This window comes from Kitasatospora sp. NBC_00458 (genome assembly GCF_036013975.1).
Lineage (GTDB): Bacteria > Actinomycetota > Actinomycetes > Streptomycetales > Streptomycetaceae > Kitasatospora.
Map to the genome: position 1 here is coordinate 7,091,490 of NZ_CP107904.1, position 22,793 is coordinate 7,114,282.

Here is a 22,793-nt window from a genome sequence, read left to right on the forward strand (position 1 = left end):
GGGCGCACGCCACCGGGACACCGGCGCACACCTCCGGCGCACCTGGCCGGTTCCGGACCACCCGGTGGTCCGTGTACCGAACACCGCCGGTCCGCTGTCGGTCGCCGCTGCTACACCCGAGGGGCGAGCCGGGGCGCACAGGGTGCCGACGGCCCGATCGGGAGGCAACGTGGCGGGCAACGACGACCGGCGACTCGTCCGGGTGCGGGAGCACTACCGGCGCCGCCCCACCCCGGGCGGCGGCGGGAAGAGGACCAGCGGGTGGCTGATCGCGGGTGCGTTGGCGGTCTTCTACCTCTACGGCCACTTCGTCGGCTTCTCCGAGGGCGACGCCGCCGCGCCGCCGCCGGCGGCTCCCACCCCGTCCGTCGTCGGGACGCCGTGATGGCGGCCCGGTTCCGACGGCCGCGCGGACCGGTCGAGCAACTGGCGGCGGCGCTCGTCGGCGTCGCCGTCGCGGTGGCCGTGCTCGCCACGGCGCAGGCGCTGCTGCGGTCCTGGATCTTCCTGGCCGTCGTCGCGGTGCTCGCGCTGGCGGCCGCGGCCTGCGGTCCGATGCTGGACCGCACCCGCACCGAACGGCTGGCCGGCCTGCGGCTGAGCCTCGCCGAGGTCGACGCGATGGGCGACCAGGCCTTCGAGTTCGCGCTGCGCGACCTGCTGGTCCGGGACGGCTGGGCGGCCGACAAGGTCGGCCGGCAGGGGGACCGCGCGGCCGACGTCATAGGCCTGCACCCGAAGCACGGCCGGATCGTCCTCCAGGCCAAGCACACCGCCGTCGGCGCCAAGGTCGGCGTCCACGTCATGTACGAGGTGAAGGGCACGGCCGGTCCGGTGCACGGCGCGGACGTCGCGGTGGTCGTCACCAACGGCGGCCTCACCCGCGACGCGATGGCCTGGGGGGACGAGTACGGGATCCACTGGGTCGACCGCGCCCGCCTGGAGAGCTGGGCCGCCCGCGGCCTGCCCCTGCACCACCTGCTGGCCCTGCCCCGCCGGAGGCTCGGGCGGTAGGGCGGCCGGGGGCGCGGTGGGCCCCGCGGGCCCCGCCGCGGGTCCGTACCGGGCCGCCCGGGAGGCGGGGCGGGGGCCGCTCTGGAATCCTGGCCGTGCGGTGCCACCCTGCCACGGGGCTGCGACGTCACCTCGTCGCGTCGCCGCGGCGTCACGTCGTCGTGGCACCCGACCGCATCCCGCGAGGAGTCGGCATGTCCGGAATGTTCGATGCGAGCGTCGAGGTCGACCGCCCGGTGGAGCAGGTCTTCGCCTACCTGGCGGACGGCCGCAACGACCCGGACTTCAGCCCCCGGGTCCAGTCGATCGAGAAGACCCCGGACGGCCCCACCACCGTCGGAACCGTCTTCCGCAGCACGGTGAAGGACGCCGGGATGAAGACCTCCCGGGAGTTCCGCATCACCGCGCTGGACGCCCCGCGCACCATCCGCTGGAGCGAGCAGAGCAAGAACCTGATCACCGCCGAGGGCGGCTACGACCTCGAACCGCTCCCGGGCGGCGGCACCCGGGTCCGGATCTTCAACGTCCTGGAGGGGCACGGGATCGGCAAGCTCCTGGTCTCCCCGGCCCTCCGCGCGGCCCGCAAGGACGCCCCCGCCTTCGGCAGCCGCATCAAGGCCGCCGTCGAGAGGTCGTGACGCCGCCCGGCTGACCGCCGTCCCGTCCGCCGCCCGGCGGACGGCTCCCGGGGCTGTGGGCCCGTCCCGCCCCGGTACCCGTGCGCCCCGCCCGCCGGGTCAGGACGCCGCGTAGAGGGGCGGCGGCGTCGAGGGCAGGCCCGCGCGGTGGGCGAGGGCGGCGGCCTCGCCCCGGGAGGCGACCCCCAGCTTGGCCAGGATGTTGGCCACGTGGAACTTCACCGTCGACTCGCTGATGTGCAGCGCCTGCGCGATCTCCCGGTTGCGGCGGCCCTGGGCGAGCTGGTCGAGCACCTCCAACTCCCGCGGCTGGAGGCCCTCCAGGGGATCCACCGAGGCGGCCGGCGCCACCGCCACGTGGAGCGGCAGGTCGACGGTGACCGTGGTGCCCCAGCCGGGGACGGCGTCGACCGTCAGCCGGCCCGCCAGGGCGGCGATCCGGTCGGCGGTGCGGTGGACGGCGAGCGCGTCCGGAGTGAGCAGCCCCGGACCGTCGTCCCGGACGACGGCGCGCAGCGTGCCGTCCACGAACTGCCAGCTCACGTGGAGACGCCCCAGCCCGTCCTGCTCCAGCATGGCCAGCACGGTGGACCGGACGGCCGCCCGCGCGGTGTGCGCGGTGTCGGCGGGGACGGACCGGTCGCCGGCCGTCGGCGCCAGCAGGTCCAGGCGGACCGGGGTGTGCCGCAGCAGCGGCCGCAGCACGTCGGCGAGACGGGCGAACGCGGTGGCCGCGGGCTCCTCGCTCAGCTCGCGGTCGAGGTCGGCGGCGCCGCGCAGGTCCAGCAGGGCGGTGACGGCCAGTTCGGTGGCGCTGCGCCGGGCGGTGGTGTCGTCCAGGGCGGCGGAGCGCAGCGGCGCGAGGATCGCCGAGAGCGCGGAGGCGTGCGCGCCGCTCAGCTCGGCGATCGCGCGGGCCCGCGCGCCGGCCGAGGCGCGGGAGGCGGCGGCGTGCGCCGGGGCCGCGTCGATGGCCCGGTGGTGCGAGTGGGTGGTCACCAGCTCCCACAGCTGCTGGAGCAGGCCGAGCGTCGGTTCGGGCAGCGGAGCGGGTGACCCGGTCGTGGCCCGCACCAGCACCAGCAGCGCACCGTTGCTGCCGGCCGGTGCCGAGGCCACCGCGACCGCCGGCCGGGAGCGCCCGGCGAGGACCGCCTCGCCCTGCCACGGCCGGCCGGGCGGCACCGACTCGGCGAGCCGGGCGAGTTCGGGGCTGGTGATCCGGGCGGCGAGCTCCTCGGGGCCGAAGGCGCTCGTCGGGGAGTAGGTGCAGACGCCGCTGAGCTGGGCGAGTGCGACGTGGGGGACGAGGTCGGCGAGCACCTCCGAGAGCCTCGTCATGATCGCCGGGCGGGGGGTGCGCAGCACCTCCACGACGCGGGCCAGCGCGGCCTCGGGGCGGTCCCAGGGGGACGGGGCCGGTTCGCCGCCGCGGGTCCGGTCGGCGCCGCGGGGCCGGTCCGGGGTGCGGGTCCGGTCCGGCGTGCGGGGCTGTTCGGCCGCCCGGGCCTGTTCCGCCCGCCGGGACGGCGCCGTCGCGCGGGCCCGGTCCGTGGCGCGTGCCTGTTCCACCATGCCGTCCAGCGTAGTGCGGGCCCGTCCGGCGCAGCCCGGCCGAACGGCCAGGCGGAACCGGCCGAACGGCGGGCCGGGGATCACCGCCGCGGCGACCAGGCTTGAACCGTCGCCCCGGCGCCGTTCCGGCCACCGGGTCCGCGACACCTTCCAGCCGCCCGGGCCGTTCCGGGCCGTCCGGGCCACCCCTGACGGCCCGTACCGGCTGTTCAGGCGGCCCGGCCGCCCCCGGCGGACACAGAGCGAGAGAACGGTGGGATCCCCATGACCGACGCCACCCCCGGCACCCTTCCGACCAAGGCCATCGGCTTCGCGGAGTACGGCGGCCTCGACGTGCTCGGCCCGATCGAGATCGAGCTGCCCGCACCCGGCGCCGGCCAGGTGCGGGTGGCGGTCCGCGCCGTGGGCGTCAACCCGCTGGACCACAAGGTGCGTTCGGGCTCGATCACCGAGTTCTTCCCGGTCGACTTCCCGGCCGTCACCGGCTACGAGGTGTCGGGCGTCGTGGAGGCGGTCGGCGAGGGTGTCACCGCCTGGCAGGTCGGGGACGAGGTGTTCGGCTCGGTCCACGGCGGCGGCTACGCCGAGCACGTGCTGGCGGCGGCCGACAAGCTGGCCCGCAAGCCCGCCGCACTCGGCTGGGAGGAGGCCGCGGCGATCCCGGTGGCCGCCGAGACCGCGTGGCGCTCGCTCGACCTGCTGGGCCTCGAAGCCGGCCAGACCCTGCTGGTGCACGGCGCGGCGGGCGGGGTCGGCACGGTGGTGCTGCAGTTCGCCCGGCAGCGCGGGATCCGGGTGGTCGGCACCGCGAGCGAGGCCAACCACGCGTACCTGCGCGAGCTGGGCGCCGTCCCGGTCGTCTACGGGGACGGGCTGGCCGAGCGGGTCCGGGCCGCCGCCCCCGAGGGTGTGGACCGGGTCCTGGACGTGGCCGGGCTCGGCGACGTCCTGCCGCTCTCCATCGAGCTGGCGGGGGGAGCGGAGAACGTCCTGACCATCGCCGACATCCCCGGGTCCGCCGAGCACGGCGTGCGGTTCACCGGTGGCACCGAGCCCGCCGACTACCAGGGCCCGGCCCTGGCGGGGGCGCTCGCCCTGCACGAGGAGGGCGGGCTGAACCTGCCGCTGCACCGGGTCTACCCGCTGGCGGAGGCGGTCGAGGCCCAGCGCGAGAGCGAGCGCGGCCACGTGCGGGGCAAGATCGTGCTCACCGTCGGCTGACCCGGTGACGTGCTGACCCGGTGACGTGCTGATCCGCTGACGCGCCGTCCTGCCGCCCTGCGGCCCCGCCGATGCGCCGAGGCGCAGTACGGGTGGCGGCACGGTCGGTCGGCAGGCCGGGGGCCCGGTCGTCCGGCGGCGCTGTGCGGCGGGGCCGAGGGGCTTTCGGCGGGGCCCGAGCGGGGCGGGTGGCGCGGCGTCGTGGGGGCGACCCGTCCGGACGCCGGGCCCGGGCATCCGCCCCCCGCCCGTCGGCGCGGGCGCTCCCACGGGGTGAACGCGTCGGGCGTTGCGTCGACGGGTGGCCGGGCCGAGGGGCCCGCCGCCGCTACAGTCCCGTCCCATGACGGAGACGGGTGGTCCCGGCGGCCGGCTGGCCGGGAAGTCGTGCGTGGTGACGGGCGCGGCGAACGGCATCGGCCGCGCCGTCGCCGAGCGCTTCGCCCGGGAGGGCGCGTCGGTCGTGGCGACCGACCTCGACGGTGACGGCCTGCGGCGGCTGGCCGAACGGCTGCCGCAGGCCGTCAGCACGGTCGTCGGCGACGTCTCCCGGGACGAGGACGCCCGCCGGATGATCCGCGCCGCCGTCGAACGGCACGGCCGGATCGACGTCCTGGTGGCCAACGCCGGGGTGATCCCGCTGATGGAGATCACCGAGGCGGGAGCCGAGGACTGGGACCGGGTGATGGCCGTCGACGGCCGGGGCATGTTCCTCACCTGCAAGTACGCGGTCGAGGCGATGGCCGCGGCGGCCGGCGGCGCCATCGTCTGCGTCTCCTCCATCTCCGGCGAGGCGGGGCAGCGGGGCCAGGCCGTCTACGGCCCCGCCAAGTTCGTCGCCTCCGGTCTCACCAAGCACCTCGCGGTGGAGTGGGCCGACCGGGGCATCCGGGTCAACGCGGTCGCCCCCGGCACGATCGCCACCGAACGGGTCGCCCGCCTTCGGCACGAACCCGGCGGCCCGGAGTACCTCGCCGCCATCGAGCGGCTCCATCCCATGCGCCGCCTCGGCGTGCCGGAGGAGGTGGCGGCCGCCGTCCTGTTCCTGGCCTCCGACGAGGCCTCGTTCGTCACCGGCGTGGTGCTCCCGGTGGACGGCGGCTACCTCGCCCAGTGACCGTCAGCCCGTGGCGGTGTCCGCGGGGACGGTTGCCGGTACGGGGGCCGCCGCCGCTCCCGCGATGGTCTCCACCAGGACGGAGACCCCGGCCGGACCGTGCCCCGCCGCGACCGCGCGTCCGGTGAGGGCCAGGGCGGCGTCCAGGACGCCGGTGTCCAGGCCCCGGGCGCGGGCGGTGCGGGCGACGTGCGCCAGGCCCGAGGCGCCGGAGGCCACCGTGCTCCGGTCGCCCGGGTGCCGGCCCTCGTCCGCCGACCTCGCCCACTCGTCCAGCAGAGCCGGCAGCATCCTCGGCAGACCCTGTGCGTACGGGGCGAGTTCGGCGGCGCGGACGCCCTCGGCCCGGGCCAGTGCGAAGGCGTGCAGACAGCCGTGCACGGTGGTCCAGAACAGGTCGAGCAGGGCGGTGTCGTAGACGGCCGCCCGGCCGGGATCGGCGCCGAGGTGGTTCACCGTCCCGGCGAGCGCGTCCAGGACGGGGCGGTGGGCGCGGAACACCTGCTCCTCGCCGCTGCACACGATCACCGCGGCCGGGCCGCCGATGGTCGAAACGGGGCTGAGGACCGCGGCGTTGAGAAGCCGCACGCCGTTCGCGCCGGCCCAGTCGGCGGTGGCGCGGGCCTGCTCAGGGCCGACCGATGTGGCGTTGACCAGGGTCCGGCCGCGCAGTGCGGGTCCGGCCGCGCCGAGCACGGCCCGTACGGCGGCGTCGTCGCGGACGCAGAGCAGGGTGAGCGGGGCGGCGGCGACGGCCCCGGCGGCGCTCGCGGCCGGCACCGCGCCCCGTGCGGCGAGGTCGTCGGCCCGCCCGGGGGTGCGGTTCCACACCGTCACCGGGTGGCCGGCCGCCAGCAGGGCGGCGGCCAGCGCCCGGCCCATCGGGCCCAGGCCGAGCACGGTAACAGGGGTGGGGGAAGGGCGGGTCGGGAGGTCGGATGGATTGCTGGTCGAGTACGACCGGTTCGCTGTCACGGCCGTTACGCTAGGCCTTCACGTCGACGTGAAGGTCAAGCGCCGGAGCCGGCGCGGGGACTGGAGGTGGCAGCCGGTGCGGATCGGAGAACTGGCCCGGCTGACCGGGGTGAGCACCCGGGCGCTGCGCTACTACGAGGAGCAGGGGCTGCTCACCCCCGAACGCCGTCCCAGCGGCTACCGCGAGTACGGCGAGCGGGACGTCCGCACCGTCCACGGCATCCGCACGCTGCTCGCGGCGGGCCTCAACTCCGCGGTGATCGGCGAGATCCTGCACGGCCTGCCGGCCCCGGGCGAACGGCGGCCCGGGCCGACCTGCCCCGAACTGGCCGCCGGGCTGGCCCGGGAGCGCGCCCGCATCACCGGCATGATCGGCGAACTGGAGTCCGCCCGCGGCCTGTTGGACGAGATAGCGGCGGCAGCGGCCCCGGTCGAACTGATCGTCACCCCGCGTCCGGAGCCGTTCTCAGCTCGGCAGGCTCCCCGGAGAAGCTGACCTCTCCCCGGTGCAGCACGTGCACGACGACGCCCGGCCGGTCGAGCGTGCGCGGGAGTTCCTGCGCCGTCACCAGCACGGTCCGGCCCTCGCGGGTGGCGGTGGCCAGCAGGTGCGCGTGCAGCCGGGCGGTCATCGCGGGAGCCAGACCGCGGTCCGGTTCGTCGAGCAGGAGGAGCCGGGGCGATGTGCTCAGGGCCCTTGCCACGGCGACGAGTTGCTGCTGGCCGCCGGAGAGTTCTCCGGCCCGGCGGGGGAGCAGTGCGGACAGTTCGGGGAACAGGGCCGTCGCCTCGCCGCCCGGCGCCCCGCCGCCGAGCGCCAGGTGTTCGGCGACGGTGAGCGAGCCGAACACCGCCCGCTCCGCCGGTACCAGCGCCAGCCCGAGCCGGGCCCGCCGGTGGACGCCGAGCCCGGTGACGTCCCGCCCCCGCCAGACGACCCGCCCGGCGGACAGCGGTACGACCCCGGCGAGCGCGTGCAGCACGCTCGTCCGCCCGGAGCCGTTGCGCCCGAGCAGCACGGTGACCCGGCCGGGGGGAAACGCCAGGTCCACGCCGTGAAGGGCTTCCAGCGGTCCGTACTGCACACGGGCCGAGAGGAGGGAGGCTTCGGCGGGCATGGAGTGCTCCGGGGGGGCGACGGGGGGGGCGACGGGGAGGGGGCGACGGGGAGGGAGGGGGCGCCGGGGAGGGGCGGGTGGTCGGCCGTCACCGCGGCTCCCCGCCCCACGCCCGGGCCACCCGGGCGTCGCCCAGGACCGCGGCCGTCGGTCCGGCGGCCACCACCCGGCCGTCGGCCATCGCGTAGACGGTGTCGGCGAGTTCGGCGACCAGACCGGGGTCGTGCTCGACCAGCAGCAGCGCCATGCCGTGGTCCGCGAGACCGCGCAGGACGGTGACGAGCCGTGCGGTCTGCGCGGTGTCCAGGCCCGCGGCCGGTTCGTCCAGCAGCAGGACGCGGGGTTCGCCCGCCAGGGCCCGGGCCAGTTCGACCAGGCGCAGCACGCCGGTCGGCTGTCCGCCGGCCGGTTGCGCCGCCACGTCGAGCAGGCCGAACAGGCGCAGGGCCCGCTCGGTTCGCTCCGCGGCCTGTTCGGCACTCCGCTCCGGTGCCGCCTCGGCGGCCTCTCCCCCCGCTTCTCCGGCCGTCGCGCGGTGCGTGCGCGGGCGCGGGCCCGACGGCTGTTCCGCGCCGACCCGGACGTTGTCGGCCACCGACAGGGTCGGGAAGACGGCGATCTGCTGGAAGGTGCGGGCCAGGCCCAGCCGCACCCGGCTGTGCACCGGGAGCCGGGTGACGTCCCGCCCGCCGAGGAGCACCCGGCCGGAGTCGGGGCGGACGGTGCCGGCGAGGCAGTCGAAGAGGGTGCTCTTGCCCGCGCCGTTCGGCCCGATCAGGGCCGTGACCCGGCCCGGCGGCGCGGCCAGGTCCACCCCGGCCACCGCCTCGATCCCCCCGTAGCGGCGGACCACGCCCCGGGCCGTCAGCCGGGCACCGGGAAGCCCGCTCACGGCCCCGCCTCCCCGGGGGCGGGTGCGGGTACGGGCGCGGCGGGGACGGGCGCTGCGGCGGCGGCACCGGCCCGCCGATCGGCGAGCAGTGCGCGCACCCGCCGCCCCGCCGGGGTGAGCCGGCCGGGCGGCAGCGCGGGAGCCGCCGGTCCGGACGGCCGCCCGGTGCCCGCGGGCCGGGCGGCCCACCGCGCCGCCGTCCACCGCCTCGCCGTCCACCGCCTCGCCGTTCCCGCGAGACCGCCCGGCAGCCGGCCGATCCCGGCCGCCAGCACGCCGACCGCGACCGCCGACACCCCCGCCACCGTCCCCGCGTCCAGGCCGATCAGCAGGGCCGCCGCCAGCACCGCCCCCAGCGCACTGTCCGCACCCGCCACCACCACCGCCGCGAACCAGAGCAGCCCGCGCACCGGGTCGAACGAGGCCGCGTCGAACGCCCGCCCGGCCATCCCCATCAGCCCGCCGCCGAGCGCGGCCAGCGCCGCCCCCGCCACGAAGGCGAACAGCTTCAGCCCCGCCACGTCGATCCCCGCCGCGGCCGCCCCCGGCTCGTGGTCGCGCAACGCACTCAGGGCCCGCCCGCGGCGTCCGCCGTGCAGGGCCCGTACCGTCACCAAGCCTGCTGCCAGCAGCAGGAGTTCGGTGACGTAGAAGGCCCGGTCCCCGGACAGGAAGGCGGGCCGGTCGAGCGTCAGCCCGGTGGTTGCGTAGGGCTGCTGGAAGACGAACCGGCTCAGCGTCGTCCCGACCGCGAAGGTGACGAGCGCCAGCGCCAGCCCCCGTCGGCGGATGGCCGGCCAGCCGGTCAGCAGCCCGAGCGGCGCGGTCACGAGCACGGCGAGCAACAGCGCCGGCGCGGCGGGCAGTGGCGGCAGCCCCGGGACCCGCCCGGACATCAGCAGCGCCGTGCCGAGCGAGCCCAGCCCCGCGTACCCGGCCTGGCCGAGCGAGATCTGCCCGCCGTACCCGGTCACCACCACGATCGACAGCAGGACCAGCGCCAGCGCGGGCACCGACAGCGCACCGCGGAGGTCGTCCTCGCGGAAGCCGAGCGGCAGCAGGAGCAGCACCAGACAGACCGCGCGCGCCGCCCACCTGCCCCCGGCACCCCTCTCCCCGAGGGCCCTGAGACCCCCGGTGCCCCTGCCGTCCTCGCCACCTCCGCCCTTGCCGCCCCCGCCCCCGCCGCCGCTACCGTCCCCGGCCGTCGCGCCGCGGGCCCCGGCCGCCGTCGGGACCCATGCCCCCGGCGCCGCCCCCGGGGCGCTCCGGCCACCCGGAATCCGGGGCCCGGCCAGCAGCGCGGCGACCAGCAGCGCCACCACGAACAGGTTCGCCTGCACCGCCTGGACCAGCGGCAGCAGCTGCCCGGCCGGCCGCAGCCTGGTCAGCTCGGCCTGCAGGACCCCCAGCCCGAGCCCGGTCACCACGGCCACCGGGATGCTCCGCAACCGTGCCGCCACCGCCACCGCCATCGTCTCCATCACCAGCAGCGGCAGCCCGTACGGGTCCAGCAGCAGGTAGGGCGCGAGGGCCACTCCGACGAGTCCGGCCGTGAACGAGCCGAACGCCCAGCCGGCCGCGGACACGTGGTCGGCGTCCACCCCGGCCAGTTCGGCGAGCCGCCGGTCGTCCACCACCGCGCGGACGCGGAGCCCGAACGGGGTGAACCGGGTGGTCACGCCCACCGTCACGGCGAGGACCAGGATGGCGACCAGCTGCGCCACCGCGTCCGGCCGCAGCGTGTGCCCGCCCGGAAGCCCGTTCGGCGTACCGCCGAACGGGGACGGCGCCCCGGCCAGCGGCGCGGTGCCCCAGACCATCACCACCACCCCGATGAGCAGCACGAACACGCCGAGCCCGGCCACCATGGTCTCGGCCGGTCCGGCACCGCGGCGCTGCAGCGGGCGGTAGACCAGCAGGTCGAGCAGGACGCCGAGGGCCGGCGCGACCAGCAGCAGGCAGCACGCCAGCGCCGGCCAGACCGGCCAGTGCCGCACCACGACGAGGTCGCGCACCAGGTAGGCGATCAGCATCGCCTGGGCGCCCTGGGCGAGGTTCAGCACGCCGGTGGCGCGGTGGCAGACGACCAGGCCGATGCCGCTCAGCGCGGCGGCGCTGCCGACGGTGAGTCCGGCGAGGGCCAGGTCGACGGTCAGGCCGGTCGCATCGGCCAGCTGGGTCACACGGGCCGGATCGGTGAGGGGCGCGGTGAGGGGCGAGGTGAGGGCGGAGACGGGCACCGGGGCAGCTCCCGTCAGACGGTCGGCGGGGCGGGGGCGTCCGGACGGCCGGGAGCGCCCGGGGTACCGGGTCCGTCGGGTCCGGCCCCGGGCGGGGCGGGCGGGTCGCAGAGACCGCAGGGTGCGAGCCCCCGGTCCCGGACGGCGGCCGCGTCGACCGGTGTGACGGCGGGTCTGTCCGCGAGCAGCACGCAGTCCGGGCGGTGGTAGAGCGTGCCGGCGGGGACGGCCAGCAGCGGTCCGGGGTCGTCCTCGCCCCCGTCCCCGGCTTCGGCCCCCTCGGCCCCCTCGGCCCGTCCGGCCGGGGCCGGCTCGACCAGCAGGGCGTGGAGCTGCTCGACCCGGCGGTCCGTCTCCGTCGGCCCCGCACCGGCGCCCGGCGGGGGAGGCGGAGGAAGCGGCCCGAACCGTCCGGGCGAGCGCAGCGCGACGAGGACGACGCCCGCCACGATCAGCGCCGCGCCGGGGATGGTCGCCGAGGCCAGGTACGGGATCTGCTGCTCGGCGAAGCTCTCGCCGGAGACCCCGTACCAGCCCAGCACGCAGAGCACCGTCCCGACCGCCGCGAGGACCCAGCCGGGCCACTCGTGGTTCTCCCGGGCGGCGCGCACCGCCCGGGCGGCGGCGGCCGGCACGCCGAGGCCGTGACGGCCGGGCAGCGCCCCGTCCGTGACGGACCGGGTGTTTCGTCCCCCGGATTGCGATTCGTCCATGGATCCGCCTTCATGGTGTCACCTGCGACATTTCCAGGATCGGCCTGGAACAGCATCCGGAGACCGGCGGACCCGACCCCAGCGGCGGCCGTCGTCCCGGCAGCCGAGAGGAACACCATGCACGTGAGGCAGAGCGGCACCCGTCGGGGCGACGACCCGGTCCTGCGGTCGGCGGGCGTCCTGCTCGCGCTGCTGCTGGCCGGTGCGGTGGCGGGGTGCAGCAGCAGTGATTCCGGGTCCGGGAGCACCTCGTCGCCGCCCGCCGGGGGCTCCGCGGCGGCCTCCGCTTCGGCCCTGGCCTCGGCCTTGGCCTCGGCGTCCGCCTCCGCCTCGGTGTCCGCCTCGGCGTCGGGGAGCGCGAGCGCCTCCGCCGGCGGCACCGCGCCCGCCGACCCGGCGACGGCGACGAACGAGGTCACCGCCAACTGGCAGAAGTTCTTCGACCCCACCACCCCGATCCCGGAGAAGGCCACGCTGCTCCAGAACGGTGACGTGCTGCTCCCCGCGCTCCAGGGCTTCTCGCAGGACCCGCGCCTCGGCCAGGTGCAGGCCAAGGTGACGAACGTGGCGTTCACCTCGGCGACCGATGCCACCGTCACCTACGAGCTGTCGCTCCAGGGCAGCGTGGTCGAGCCGGCCGCCACCGGCCAGGCCGTGCTGGACAACGGCACCTGGAAGGTCTCCCGCTCCACCATCTGCGGTCTGCTCGTCCAGGCCGCCACCGCCAGTGGCAGCCCGATCCCCGGATGCAGCTGATCCCGGTCCCGTGGCCCCGGGCCGTCGACGGCTCCCCCCGTCGGCGGCCCGCCCGCCGCCGGGCGTCGGCGGGCACCGCCCGGGCCCCGGTGCCGGTCCCCCCGCCGTCGGTCCCCGCCCTCGTGCTCGCCGTCGTCCTCGGCCTCCTCCTGGCGACCGGCTGCGGCACCCGCCTTCCGGACCAGGCGTTCAGCGCACGCCCCACCCCGGGCGGCGCATCCGGCGGCGCGACCGGAGGCACGTCCGGCACGGGCAACCCGGCCTCCGACACCGGTGTCACCCCGACCGAGATCCGGATCGGCATCGTCACCTCGCTGACCAGCCCGGTCGGCAGCGAGGTGTTCAGCGGACCGCGCTACGGCGCCCAGGCCTTCTTCGAGGACCTCAACGCCCGCGGCGGCCTGCACGGCCGCACCGTCAGGCTCGTCACCTGCGACGACGGCGGCAGCGGCATCGGCAACCAGGACTGCGTGCACCGGCTGATCGACCGGGAGCACGTCTTCGCCCTCGTCTCCGGCAGCGTCCTCGACTACGCCGGAGCCCCGTACGTCAGCGGCAAGGGCGTGCCGGACGTCGGGGGCCAGCCGATCGGCACGGCGTACGAGCGGTGGCCGCACCTGTACGGGATCTACGGCAGCGGCGCGCCGCGCGACGGGAACGCCGTCGGCTGGAACGGCACGCTCTACCAGACCACCGAGGTGTTCCGTTTCTTCAAGGAGCGGCTGGGGGCGGACACCGCCGCCGTGGTCGCCTACAACCAGGCCGACTCCGCCCGCTACGCCGCCCAGCTGCGGGCCGGCCTGGAGGCCGAGGGGTACCGGGTGCTCACCCAGACGGTGGACTTCGCGCTGCCCAACTTCCAGGCCGTCGCCGCCGCCGTCCGGGCCGACGGCTCGCAACTGCTCTTCGACGCCATGGACACCCGGGGCAACGCCGCGCTCTGCCGGGCCCTCGACGACTCGGGCACCCGGATCACCGCCAAGGTGACCAACGTGCAGAACTGGTCGGAGAGCGTCCGCACCGACTACCAGGCCTCGCCGACCTGCCGGAACGTGCTCTGGGCCACCTCCTCCTCGCTCAACTACGAGGACGTCCGGTACCCGGCGGTGGCCGCGTTCCGGGCCGCGACGGCCCGCTACCTCCCCGACCGGGAGCCGCTCCTGTCGGCCTGGGAGCTGGAGGGCTGGGCGGGCGCCCAGTGGCTCACCGACGCGATGGACCCGTGCGGCGCCGACCTCACCCGGGCCTGCGTCGAAGGGTTCATGGACCGCGCCGAGCCGTACGACGCGCACGGGCTGCTCCTGCCCGCCTCGTTCGTCCCGAAGCCGCCGCCGACCGGGCTCACCCGGGCCTGCCTGAACGCCGCCCGGTGGCAGGACTCGGCCGAGGACGGACGCGGCGGCTGGGTCACCCAGGTGGAGTCGATGACCACCACCTGCTTCGAGGTGCCGCAGCTGCCGTACCGGCCGTGAGCCGTCCGGCCGGGTGCCCGTGCGGCCCGCGTGGCCCGCGTGGCCTGTATCGCCTGTGTGGCCCGTGCGGCTCGTGCGGCTCCTCCGTGCCTCCGGGGGCTCAGTCGAGCCGCTCCACGACGACCATCGCCGCGTCGTCGTCCAGCCGGCCGCCGACGTGGGCGAGCAGGTCGTGCCGCAGGTGGTGCAGCAGGGCGGTCGGACGGTCGGCGCAGTGGGCCGTGAGCCGCTCGGTGAGCGGGTAGAAGCGCCGCTCGGAGTCCCGGGCCTCGATCACGCCGTCGGTGTAGATCAGCAGCCGGTCGCCGGGCAGGAAGGGGAACTCCTCGACCTCGTACGGCGCCGGGGCCAGCTCGCCGAGCCCCAGCGGGGGCGCCGGCCGGCGGGAGTCCAGCGGGGTGACGCCGTCGGCGCGCAGCAGCAGCGGGGGCGGGTGGCCGCAGTCGACCAGGCGGACCACCCGGCCGTCGTCCGGGATCTCCAGGAGGACGGCCGTGATGAACGACTCGCCGCTGTCCTCCGGGGCCGGCGGCGGCGGGTCGCGCGGCTGCCGCGCCCGCTGCGGCAGGTGCTGGGGCGGGTGCTGGGGCAGGTGCTTCGGCGCGCGCTGCTGTTCGGCGAGCTGGGCGAGGTCCCAGGCGATGCTGCCGTCCAGGTACCGGGCGAGTCCGGGGAGGTCGGCGTGCAGGTGCGCGGCGGCGCGGAAGGCGCCGAGCAGCAGCGCGGCGTCGCCGAGCGAGGAGAGGCCCTTGCCGCGCACGTCGCCGACCAGCAGCCGGGTGCCGGTGGCGGTGCGGGCCGCCGCGTACAGGTCGCCGCCGACCTGTGCCTCGGCCTCGGCGGCCAGGTAGACGGAGGCGAGGTGGAGCGGGCCGATCCGGTCGGGCAGCGGGCGCAGCAGGACGCGCTGGGCCGCCTCGGACACCGAGCGGACCTGGGCCAGCTCGCGTTCGTGCCGGTCGCGCAGGGCGCGCAGGACGACGATCAGGGCCGAGACGGCGAGCAGTGCACCGAGCTGGGTCTCGTGGTTGGTGGTGGTGACACCGTCGCGCAGGACGCCGATCACGGTCAGTGCGGCGAGCGAGAGCAGGGCGACGACGGCGGTGGCCCGGGCACCGGCGAAGGAGGCGGTGAGCGCGGGGGCGACGATCAGCAGCGGGCCGAGGTGGATCTCCGGCGGGGAGAGCACGTCGACCACGGTGATCAGCACGATCAGCGCGAGCGGCAGTGCCGTCAGCGCGCGGCGGTCGAGCCGCCACGGCCGGCGCCGGTCGCGGGGGAGCTGCCGGAGTGGCACCCCTCCTCTGTACACCGTCCGGGTGGTCCGCCGCACCCGGGGAGGTGCTCGGAGGGGCGGGGCCGGGGGCGGGAACGGCCGGTCAGTCCTCGGCGCCGTAGCGGGCCAGGTAGTCGGCGAACCGTGCGACGTCCTCGTCCGACCAGCCGGTGAAGCGGGCGGAGAAGGAGATCCGCCGCTGCTCGTTGGCCTCGCGCAGCAGGGTGAGGCCGGCTTCGGTGGCGCGCAGGATCTGGCCGCGCTGGTCCTCGGGGTCGGTCTCCCGCCGCAGCAGGCCGAGCTTCTCCAGGGCGGTGACCTGGCGGCTGACGGTGGACTTGTCGAGCATGAAGTGCGCGGCGACGTCGGCGGCCCGGCAGCCGCCGCGCTCGGTGATCAGGTCCAGGATGCTGTAGGTGACCAGGGAGAGGTCCGGATGCAGCTGCGAGGCCTTGTGGCGGGCGCGGCGGGCGAAGGCGGTCAGCTCACGCTGGATGGTGTCGATCGACGTCTCGCGGTCGGGCATGGTGGACCCACCTCCTCGGGCTTGCCGTTATTTGTTGCACTATACAACGGTTTCGGGCGGGGTGCGGCGGGCCTGCCACGCGCGGGCCGCCGCGATCCGGCGCGTCGCGCTCGGGTGGGTGGCGAACAGCAGCTCCAGTATCCGGGGCGGGTCGACGTCGGACACGTTGGTCAGTGCCAGTCTGCGCTGCATCGCGATGAACTGCTCGGCATCCGATGTGAGTTCGAGGGCATGCCGGTCGGCCCGGGCCTCGACCCGGCGGCTCACCGCACACTGCACCGGGCCGGACAGCGCGCCCAGCAGCGCCGCGCACGCCGCCATCAGCGGGAGCGAACGCGGATCGGCCGCGTCCGCGGCACCGGCGGCCGACAGCAGCGGACCCCAGCCGACCGCCAGACCGAGCAGCGCCACCACGACCGCCGCCCCCACGGCGCCCAGCACGGTGCCGGTCAGCACGTCCCGGTGCTTCACGTGCCCGAGTTCGTGCGCCACCACCAGCTCCACCTCGCGCGGCTCGGCGGTCGACAGCAGCGTGTCGTACGCGACGATCCGCCGCGTCGCGCCGAGGCCCGAGACGTAGGCGTTCAGGGCCGTCGTCCGGCGCGAGGCGTCCGCCACCAGGACGTCCCGCACGCGGACGCCGTCCCGTTCGGCGAGCGCCAGCAGCGCCTCGCGCTGCGGTCCGCTCTCCATCGGCGAGAACCGGTTGAACACCGGCTCGACGAGGAGGGGGTAGAGGAAGGAGAGCGCGGCCGTCAGCAGGGCGGCCGCACCCGCCGCCGGGATCCACCAGCGGTCCGGCGACCGGTCGGTCAGCGCGTACAGGCCGAACGCCACCGGCAGTGCCAGGGCGAGGGTGAGGGCGAGTCCGCGCAGGACGTCCACCGCCCAGCCGGCCCAGCCCTGGGTGACCAGCCCGAACCGGGCGCGCACCGTCCGGGCGCCCGCGCCGAACGGCAGCTGCGCCGCCTGCCCGAGGAGCACCAGCGCACCCGCGCCGGCCAGGACCTCCGCCGTGCGGGAACCGCCGAACCAGCCGCCGACCGCCGTCACCATCCCGGCCCCGGCCGGCGTCAGCCCCAGCACGAGCGTCAGCGCCAGACCGGCCAGCCGCCCGCCCAGCGCCCACGGGAGCTGGGCGCGGCGCAGTGCCCGGCCCCGGGCGCGCTGGGCGGGGGTGAAGTCGCCTCCCGGCCCGGAAGGGGGCGTGGGCGCCGGGGGCGTGGGGGCCGGGGCCGAGGGCAGCGGAGTGGTGGGGGCCGGGGTCGAGGGTGGCGGAGTCGAGGAGGGCGGGGTCGAGGAGGGCGGGGGCGCGGGGATGGGTGCGGGGTCGCCGGGAGGCAGGCTGACAGAGTCCGTCATCTGTAATCCGTCGTCTGAGATCCGTCGGCCGTCGTCCGCCGGCTGCTGCCGGTCGGCCGTCAGCCGTCGGGGGCCGGTGGTCGAAGCTCGAAGGTCGGGTGTCGGTGGCAGGGGGCGGCGGCCCGGCCGTCCACGGTCCGGCGCCGCCCGCGGATCAGCATGTCACTCCTCCGCCCGCCCCGTGGCGCCGTGGGTGCCCGCGCGCAGCAACCGGTGGCCGAGGTCGACCAGCGCGCGGCCGACCGCGAACTCGTCGCCCACCGCGGGCGCCGGGGCGTCGCGCGGGTTGCGGCGGGCGAGGGCGTCGCTGCGCAGCACGCGCCCGTCGGCGTCCAGGACGGCGTGCACCCGGGTGGTGTCGCGGTCCTCGACCACGTGCAGGTTCAGCTGCCAGTCCTTGGTGCGGACGGCCGCCTCCCCGCCCGGTGCCGCCCCCGCACCCGCCGCGGCCGCGGCCGGCCGGGGCGGCGGCCCGGCGCTGCCGTCCTCCCGGACGATCACCACCGGGCAGGGCGCGTGCACCGCGCACCGTGCGCTCACCGAGCCCAGCAGCGTCCGGGCGAAGGCCCCGCGGCCGCGGTTGCCGAGCACCAGCAGGTCCGCGCCCTCGGCCGCCTCCAGCAGCACCTCGGCCGCGTGTCCGAGGACGAGGCTCTCGTGGATCTCCACGGGCCGTTCGCGGCCGACCACGTCGTCCACCTCGTCGGTCAGGGTCCGCCGCGCCGCCTGCTCGTAGCCCTCGTTCACCATCGGCACGAACCAGCCGTACAGCGACGGGTACTCCCACGCGGCCACCGCCCGCACCACCGCCCCGGTCAGCAGTGCCTGGCCGACGGCCCAGCGCAAGGCCTCCTCCGACGGCGCCGAACCGTCGATCCCGACCACGATCCGCCGCCGGGGGCCCGCCGCCTCCGTGCCGGCCATCGTGCACCACCTGCCCTTCGAACCCCGGCCCCCGCCCGTCCCGTCCTCCCCCCTCTCACCTTCCTCCCCTCCTCCACCTTCCTCCCCTCCTCCACGCTGCGCGCCGGGGCGGGCCCGGCGCCAGGGACGTCCCGGCCGGATCGGGCGGACGGTTGGGACGGCAGGTCCTGCGGCCGGTGGACCGGGAGGCCCGGGCCCGCAAGGACGGACGCGCCGTCCGGTTCGCGTCCGCTGCCCCGGGAGGCGGCACCGGCCCGCATCCGCCGCCGCACCCCGTGGCGGCACACGGCGGGGGGTGCCGGGAAGGCCGCGGGGAAACGCCCGGGAAGGGCCGCCGCCACGCCCGGGGGCGTGTTTGCAAAGTCGCGTCGGACCAGGCCGCGGCGTTGGGCGCCCGGCTGGGCGTGCGCCCGGATCGTCCTCGTACTGGACGTACTCGGGCGATTCGGGTGTGCGTTCAGGCGGGATGCCCGGCGTCGCGGCCCCGGCGGGACTTTGCAAACACGCCCCAGGGGAGATCGAACGCGGGGCGACGGGCGGGTGCTGCTTGTGGCGGCGTGGCGGAGAGGGTGCGGGGGAGTGGCGTAGGCTGACCGCGCTCTTCGACCGACCCACGGGGGGAACACATGCGCCGTGCCGCGGCCGCCGTCGCACTGCTGCTCGGGCTGATACCCGTCGCCGCCTGCGGGCCGGACGACCCCGACCCGGCCGCCGTCAAGGCGGCCAAGGAGGCGAAGGCCGCCAGTGCGGCCGCCGACGCGGCCAAGGCCTCCCCCGGGGCGTCCGGCACCCCGGACGACCCCGCCTCCACCGACGGCGCGGCGGGCGCCCCCCGCCCCGACGGCAGCATCACCGTGGCGTTCGCGGGCGACGTGCACTTCGAGGGCCGCACCGAGGCGCGGCTGGCCGTGAAGGCGCCCGAGACGGCGCTCGGCCCGATCGCCAGGACGCTCTCGGCCGCCGACCTCTCCGTGCTCAACCTGGAGACCGCGATCACCGACCGCGGCGCCCCCGAGGCCAAGACGTACACCTTCCGCACCTCGCCCAAGGCGCTCACCGCGCTCAAGGACTCCGGTGTCGACGTGGTGTCCCTCGCCAACAACCACGCGGTGGACTTCGGCGCCGACGGCCTCGCCGACACCCTCGCCGCCAAGGCCTCCTCGCCGGTTCCGATCGTCGGCTTCGGCCGCAACTCGCAGGAGGCGTACGCCCCGTACGTGTCCACGGTGCGCGGGGTGAAGGTCGCGGTGGTCGCGGCCAGCCAGGTCGAGGACCTGACCAACCAGAAGTGGCGCGCAGGCGCGAGCAAGCCCGGCATCGCCTCGGCGCTGGACGCCACCGCACTGGTCAAGGCCGTCCAGGCGGCGAAGCAGCAGGCGCCGGTGGTGCTCGTCTACCTGCACTGGGGCGACGAGGGCAAGGCCTGTCCGACCACCGCCCAGACCACCATCGCCCGGAAGCTCGCGACCGCCGGCGCGACGGCCGTGGTCGGCACCCACGCGCACACCATGCTCGGCTCGGGCATGCTCGGCAACACCTACGTCGGGTACGGCTTCGGCAACTTCCTCTGGTACGGCACGTCCAACTACGCCAACTCCAACGAGACCGGCGTGACGACGCTGACGGTGACCCCGGCCGGGAAGGTGGTCGGCGAGGCGTTCGCCCCGGCGACCATCGACGACACCGGCGTGCCCGTCCCGCAGACGGGTGCGGCGGCGACCGCCGCGCTCAAGCGGCGTGACGGCCTGCGCGGCTGCACCGGGCTGACCCCCGCGCCCGCCGCGGCGCGCTGAGCCGACGCGCCCGTACGGCGTCCCGCCGCTCCGGCGCCCTCCCGGGGCCCCGGCGTCCGGGATCCCCGGGCGGCCCCGGCGGTCTCCGGCGGTCTCCGGCGGGACGGCGGACCCGGTGCGGCCTCAGCCCTTGTGGTCGGACTCGCCGTGCTTCCAGTAGCCCTTGGCGTGGACGCGTTCGCGCGGGAGGGACCAATCGGTGAGCAGGTGGCGCCTGATCCCGGCGACGGCGTGCGCCTCGCCAGCCAGCCAGGCGGTGGTGCCGTCGGGGACGTCGGCGGCCAGCAGGGTGTCGGCGAGCAGAGTGCCCTTCGGTCGGTCCGGGCGGCGGACGAGCCAGTGGCCGGTGAGGCCGGCCCGCTCCGGGAGGGGCAGGGTGGCCCCGGCCTCGCCGATCTCGACGAAGGCGGAGACCGGTACGCCCGGCGGGAGTTGTTCGACGATGGTGAGTGCGGCGGGCAGGGCGCTCTCGTCGGCGGCGAGCAGGACGTGCCCGGCGCCCTCGAACGAGGGCCGGCTGCCGCGCGGTCCGGCCAGCTGCGCCCGGTCGCCGGGGCGGGCGACGGCGGCCCAGCGGGCGAGCGGGCCGTTGCCGTGGAGGACGACGTCGATGTCCGCCTCCAGTTCCGCCGGGCGGTGGTGGCGGATGGTGTAGGCCCGGGAGTGGCCCTCGGGGATCGCCAACTTGACCCACTGGGTGGGGTGTTCGATGGAGAGGTCGCCCAGCGTGGGGCCGGTGAAGGTGAGCCGGACGAGTGCGGAGGTGAGCGGGGTGACCGCGACGACGTGCACGTCGAAGGTCGGTCGGGCGCGGCGGAACATGATGGCTCCTGAGGGGGCCCGGAGTGGACACGGGCCGGAGAAGGGGGAGTCGGGGAAACGCGGGGAGGCCCGTGGAAGGGCGGAGGGGAACAGGCGGGGAAGGGCGCGCGGCGGGCGGAGGGTCAGCCCGGCAGGTGCCGGTCGAGCAGTGCGTCGACGAACGCGGAGTCCAGCGGGCGGCGCAGCACCATCACCCGGTGGTAGAGCGGGGCGAGCAGGGCGTCGAGGAGGTCGGCGGCCCGGTCGTCGGAGTCGCTCCGCCCGTCGTTCCCGGCGTCGTCGCCCTCGGTGCCACCGGTGGGGCCGAGGCAGGCGCGGGTGTGCGCGACGTCGCGGGCGCGCAGGCCGTCCAGGAAGCCGCTGTGCAGCAACTCGGCCGTACGGGAGTCGAGTTGGGCGTGCCCGAGGAGGGCCTGGAGGACCCGGCCGGCCGGCTCCTCGCCGAGGAAGGTGGCGAACCGGTGGACGTAGGCGCGCAGATCGGCGGGGGTGGACGGGGAGTCGGGCCAGGCCAGGCCCGTGGTGGCGTCGAGGGCGAGGTTGTCGAAGAGGATGTCGACCTTGGACTTCCACCAGCGGTAGATGGTCTGTTTGGCGACCCCGGCCGCGGTGGCGATGCCCTCGATGGTGAGGCCCTCGAAGCCGTGTTCCACGAGCAGGTCGTCGGCCGCGTTCAGCACGGCCAGGCGCGCGGCCTCACTGCGGCGGCTGCTACCGGTGCTGCTGCCGGTGGCGGGGCGGGGCTGGGCGGCGATGGTGCTCGGGTCCTTGTGCGGGGGCGGCTGGCCGGGGGTGTCGGTCGTGGTCATCTTCTCATGCCTCCCCGGTCGGACCGGCCAGGGCGGACGGCGGGCCCGCCGTGTCCGCGCCGCCGCTCGCGCCGCCGCTCGCGCCGCTGTCCGTGTCGCCGGGGGCCGGGCCGGAGGGCGTCGCCGTCCTCGCGCGCGGGCGCCGGACCAGACCGGCCGCGACGCCGACCGCCAGGGCGGCGACCACCGCGCTGAACGTGACCCCGGCCGTCCGCAGCCCGGTGGCCTGGATGAGCACGCCGACCCCGATGACCGGCACCGAGAGCATCGAGAACAGCACGGCGAAGAAGGTGGAGACGGTCTCGCCGCGACGCTCCGGGGCGACCCCGCCGTTGATGGCGCCGAGTCCGGTGCCGATGGCGGCGCCCGCGGCGAGGCCGTTGACGCAGGCGCCGAGGAGCAGCGGCACCAGTGCCTCGGTGAGCAGTGCGCCGGCGACGAGTGCGGCGGCCAGGACGAGTCCGGCGCAGGCCAGCGGCAGGGCGCGGGCCGGGGGCAGCACGCGGACGAGCAGCTGCCCGACGGCGATGGCGGCGAACGCGACGGCGACGACCAGGCCGGTCAGCGCGTGGTTGCGCAGGTCGAGCACGGTGGCGAGGAAGAGCCCGCTGACCGCCGTCAGTACGCCGGTCGCGGCGAACCCGGCGCCGCCGGCGAGCGCGGCGCGCAGGAAGGCGGGGCGGATTCCGGCCGGGATGCGCAGGGGCTGGAGGCGGAGGCGGACCCCGGCGGCACGTATCGCGGCGGGGACGGTCTCGGGGACGGCGAACAGGCCGAGCAGGGCGGCGGCGGTGAGGACGAGGGTCGCCGTCCAGGGCAGCCGGAGCGGCGAGCCGGCCCATTCGGCCAGGATGCCGGAGAAGAGGGTGCCGCCGGCCAGGCCGCCCATGTTGGCGGCGAGGGCCAGGGTCTGGGCGCGCAGGCGCCGTTCGGGCGGGGCGAGGTCGAGCAGGGCGGCGGTGGCGGAGCCGGTGATCAGGGCCGCGCCGAAGCCCGAGAGGACCCGGGCGGTCAGCAGCCAGGGCAGCGAGTCGGCCGCCTCGAAGAGTCCGGCGGCCGCCGCGGCGAAGAGCAGGGCGGCGGCCATCACGGGGCGGCGGCCGATCTGGTCGGAGAGCCTGCCGAGGGTGAGCAGCCCGGCGACGACGCCCAGCGCGTAGACGGCGAAGATCACCGTGACCATGAACGGCGAGAAGCCGAAGGCGTGTTGGTAGAGCGGGTAGAGCGGGGTCGGGACGGTGGTGCCGGCCATCGTCACCCAGAAGGCGAGGGCGATGGCGGCCTGCGCGAGGGGGCGTGAGGGGGCGAGCGGACCGGCGGGCGGTCCGGCGGGTCCGGGTGGGGCGGTGCGGCCCGGCGGGGCGGAGGGCACGGGGAGGCTCCTTTGCGGAGGGGGAGGGCACGGCCGGCCCGTGCGTGACGGGCGGTGCCGTTCAGGGTGGGGCCACTTCGGCCGGTGGCGGGCTCCACGATCATGGACGCAACGTTGCGTCTCGATGCGACCGTACACCGGACGCAACGTTGCGTCTACCTTCATGTCCGGCGTC

General features: G+C 76.7%; 22 protein-coding genes. 9 read left to right on the forward strand and 13 right to left on the reverse strand.

The genetic code is table 11. The annotated features are described in order from the left end of the window. Positions 1-169: 169 nt before the first annotated feature. The 3 genes from OG550_RS28890 to OG550_RS28900 all read left to right on the forward strand — a co-directional run bounded on the left by OG550_RS28890 (position 170) and on the right by OG550_RS28900 (position 1,652). Entirely contained in the window at positions 170-385 is a 216-nt protein-coding gene (locus OG550_RS28890; RefSeq protein ID WP_327682427.1) for a hypothetical protein, read from the forward strand. Then, positions 385-1,014, forward strand: coding sequence for a restriction endonuclease (locus OG550_RS28895; protein ID WP_327682429.1), 630 nt, complete (start codon positions 385-387; stop codon positions 1,012-1,014). The genes OG550_RS28890 and OG550_RS28895 overlap by 1 nt, the downstream gene beginning before the upstream one ends. 194 nt (positions 1,015-1,208) lie before the next feature. Next, positions 1,209-1,652, forward strand: coding sequence for an SRPBCC family protein (locus tag OG550_RS28900; RefSeq protein WP_327682431.1), 444 nt, complete (start codon positions 1,209-1,211; stop codon positions 1,650-1,652). A 99-nt stretch (positions 1,653-1,751) separates the two neighbouring features. On the opposite strand, the gene OG550_RS28905 is transcribed toward OG550_RS28900, so the two are convergent. Next, the gene (locus tag OG550_RS28905) at positions 1,752-3,227 is read right to left on the reverse strand and encodes a helix-turn-helix transcriptional regulator (RefSeq protein ID WP_327682433.1); all 1,476 of its coding nucleotides are present in this window, start codon (positions 3,225-3,227) and stop codon (positions 1,752-1,754) included. A gap of 264 nt (positions 3,228-3,491) precedes the next feature. Here OG550_RS28905 and OG550_RS28910 point away from each other — a divergent pair, with 264 nt between their 5' ends. After that, a complete protein-coding gene (locus OG550_RS28910; RefSeq protein ID WP_327682434.1) occupies positions 3,492-4,448 on the forward strand; it encodes an NADP-dependent oxidoreductase in 957 nt (318 codons plus the stop codon). A gap of 343 nt (positions 4,449-4,791) precedes the next feature. Further along, complete coding sequence (locus tag OG550_RS28915; RefSeq protein ID WP_327682436.1) at positions 4,792-5,565, forward strand: SDR family NAD(P)-dependent oxidoreductase; 774 nt, start codon at positions 4,792-4,794, stop codon at positions 5,563-5,565. A gap of 3 nt (positions 5,566-5,568) precedes the next feature. Here OG550_RS28915 and OG550_RS28920 read toward each other — a convergent pair whose 3' ends face one another. Further along, positions 5,569-6,540 (reverse strand): NAD(P)-dependent oxidoreductase, encoded by a 972-nt coding sequence (locus OG550_RS28920; protein WP_327682438.1) that lies wholly within the window; start codon positions 6,538-6,540, stop codon positions 5,569-5,571. A gap of 76 nt (positions 6,541-6,616) precedes the next feature. Between OG550_RS28920 and OG550_RS28925 the strand changes: the two genes are divergently transcribed. Further along, entirely contained in the window at positions 6,617-7,036 is a 420-nt protein-coding gene (locus OG550_RS28925; RefSeq protein WP_327682440.1) for a MerR family transcriptional regulator, read from the forward strand. Here the strand turns inward: OG550_RS28925 and OG550_RS28930 are convergent. The 4 genes from OG550_RS28930 to OG550_RS28945 all read right to left on the reverse strand — a co-directional run bounded on the left by OG550_RS28930 (position 6,984) and on the right by OG550_RS28945 (position 11,506). Beyond that, positions 6,984-7,658 carry an ABC transporter ATP-binding protein gene (locus OG550_RS28930; RefSeq protein WP_327682441.1) on the reverse strand — a complete coding sequence of 225 codons (675 nt, stop codon included), beginning with the start codon at positions 7,656-7,658 and terminating at the stop codon, positions 6,984-6,986. The two genes, OG550_RS28925 and OG550_RS28930, sit on opposite strands and share 53 nt — an antisense overlap. Positions 7,659-7,746: 88 nt before the next feature. Further along, positions 7,747-8,550 carry an ABC transporter ATP-binding protein gene (locus OG550_RS28935; protein WP_327682443.1) on the reverse strand — a complete coding sequence of 268 codons (804 nt, stop codon included), beginning with the start codon at positions 8,548-8,550 and terminating at the stop codon, positions 7,747-7,749. Further along, a complete protein-coding gene (locus OG550_RS28940; RefSeq protein ID WP_442906090.1) occupies positions 8,547-10,793 on the reverse strand; it encodes a branched-chain amino acid ABC transporter permease in 2,247 nt (748 codons plus the stop codon). The genes OG550_RS28935 and OG550_RS28940 overlap by 4 nt, the downstream gene beginning before the upstream one ends. Before the next feature lie 14 nt (positions 10,794-10,807). Beyond that, on the reverse strand, positions 10,808-11,506 hold the full coding sequence (locus OG550_RS28945) for a hypothetical protein (RefSeq protein WP_327682445.1): 699 nt from the start codon (positions 11,504-11,506) through the stop codon (positions 10,808-10,810). A 117-nt stretch (positions 11,507-11,623) separates the two neighbouring features. Here OG550_RS28945 and OG550_RS28950 point away from each other — a divergent pair, with 117 nt between their 5' ends. Together OG550_RS28950 and OG550_RS28955 are read left to right on the forward strand one after the other, a co-directional pair. Beyond that, on the forward strand, positions 11,624-12,262 hold the full coding sequence (locus OG550_RS28950; RefSeq protein WP_327682447.1) for a hypothetical protein: 639 nt from the start codon (positions 11,624-11,626) through the stop codon (positions 12,260-12,262). Then, on the forward strand, positions 12,253-13,734 hold the full coding sequence (locus tag OG550_RS28955) for an ABC transporter substrate-binding protein (RefSeq protein ID WP_327682449.1): 1,482 nt from the start codon (positions 12,253-12,255) through the stop codon (positions 13,732-13,734). Before OG550_RS28950 ends, OG550_RS28955 begins: the two co-directional genes overlap by 10 nt. A 100-nt stretch (positions 13,735-13,834) precedes the next feature. On the opposite strand, the gene OG550_RS28960 is transcribed toward OG550_RS28955, so the two are convergent. The 4 genes from OG550_RS28960 to OG550_RS28975 all read right to left on the reverse strand — a co-directional run bounded on the left by OG550_RS28960 (position 13,835) and on the right by OG550_RS28975 (position 17,822). Further along, positions 13,835-15,031: a PP2C family protein-serine/threonine phosphatase gene (locus tag OG550_RS28960; protein ID WP_327682450.1), complete on the reverse strand. Its 1,197-nt coding sequence runs from the start codon at positions 15,029-15,031 to the stop codon at positions 13,835-13,837. Positions 15,032-15,113: 82 nt separating this feature from the next. Then, a complete protein-coding gene (locus tag OG550_RS28965; protein WP_327682452.1) occupies positions 15,114-15,536 on the reverse strand; it encodes a MarR family winged helix-turn-helix transcriptional regulator in 423 nt (140 codons plus the stop codon). Between the two features lie 39 nt (positions 15,537-15,575). Next, a complete protein-coding gene (locus tag OG550_RS28970) occupies positions 15,576-16,898 on the reverse strand; it encodes a M48 family metalloprotease (RefSeq protein WP_327682454.1) in 1,323 nt (440 codons plus the stop codon). 162 nt (positions 16,899-17,060) lie between these two features. Continuing rightward, positions 17,061-17,822: a universal stress protein gene (locus OG550_RS28975; protein WP_327682456.1), complete on the reverse strand. Its 762-nt coding sequence runs from the start codon at positions 17,820-17,822 to the stop codon at positions 17,061-17,063. A gap of 626 nt (positions 17,823-18,448) precedes the next feature. Here OG550_RS28975 and OG550_RS28980 point away from each other — a divergent pair. Then, a complete protein-coding gene (locus OG550_RS28980; protein ID WP_327682458.1) occupies positions 18,449-19,615 on the forward strand; it encodes a CapA family protein in 1,167 nt (388 codons plus the stop codon). A 123-nt stretch (positions 19,616-19,738) separates the two neighbouring features. Here the strand turns inward: OG550_RS28980 and OG550_RS28985 are convergent, their stop codons facing one another. From OG550_RS28985 to OG550_RS28995, 3 genes are all read right to left on the reverse strand, one after another. Beyond that, the gene (locus tag OG550_RS28985) at positions 19,739-20,437 is read right to left on the reverse strand and encodes a siderophore-interacting protein (protein ID WP_327682460.1); all 699 of its coding nucleotides are present in this window, start codon (positions 20,435-20,437) and stop codon (positions 19,739-19,741) included. Positions 20,438-20,559: 122 nt separating this feature from the next. Continuing rightward, on the reverse strand, positions 20,560-21,246 hold the full coding sequence (locus OG550_RS28990) for a TetR/AcrR family transcriptional regulator (RefSeq protein ID WP_327682462.1): 687 nt from the start codon (positions 21,244-21,246) through the stop codon (positions 20,560-20,562). Positions 21,247-21,250: 4 nt separating this feature from the next. Beyond that, a complete protein-coding gene (locus OG550_RS28995) occupies positions 21,251-22,618 on the reverse strand; it encodes an MFS transporter (protein ID WP_327682464.1) in 1,368 nt (455 codons plus the stop codon). Between the last annotated feature and the right edge of the window lie 175 nt (positions 22,619-22,793).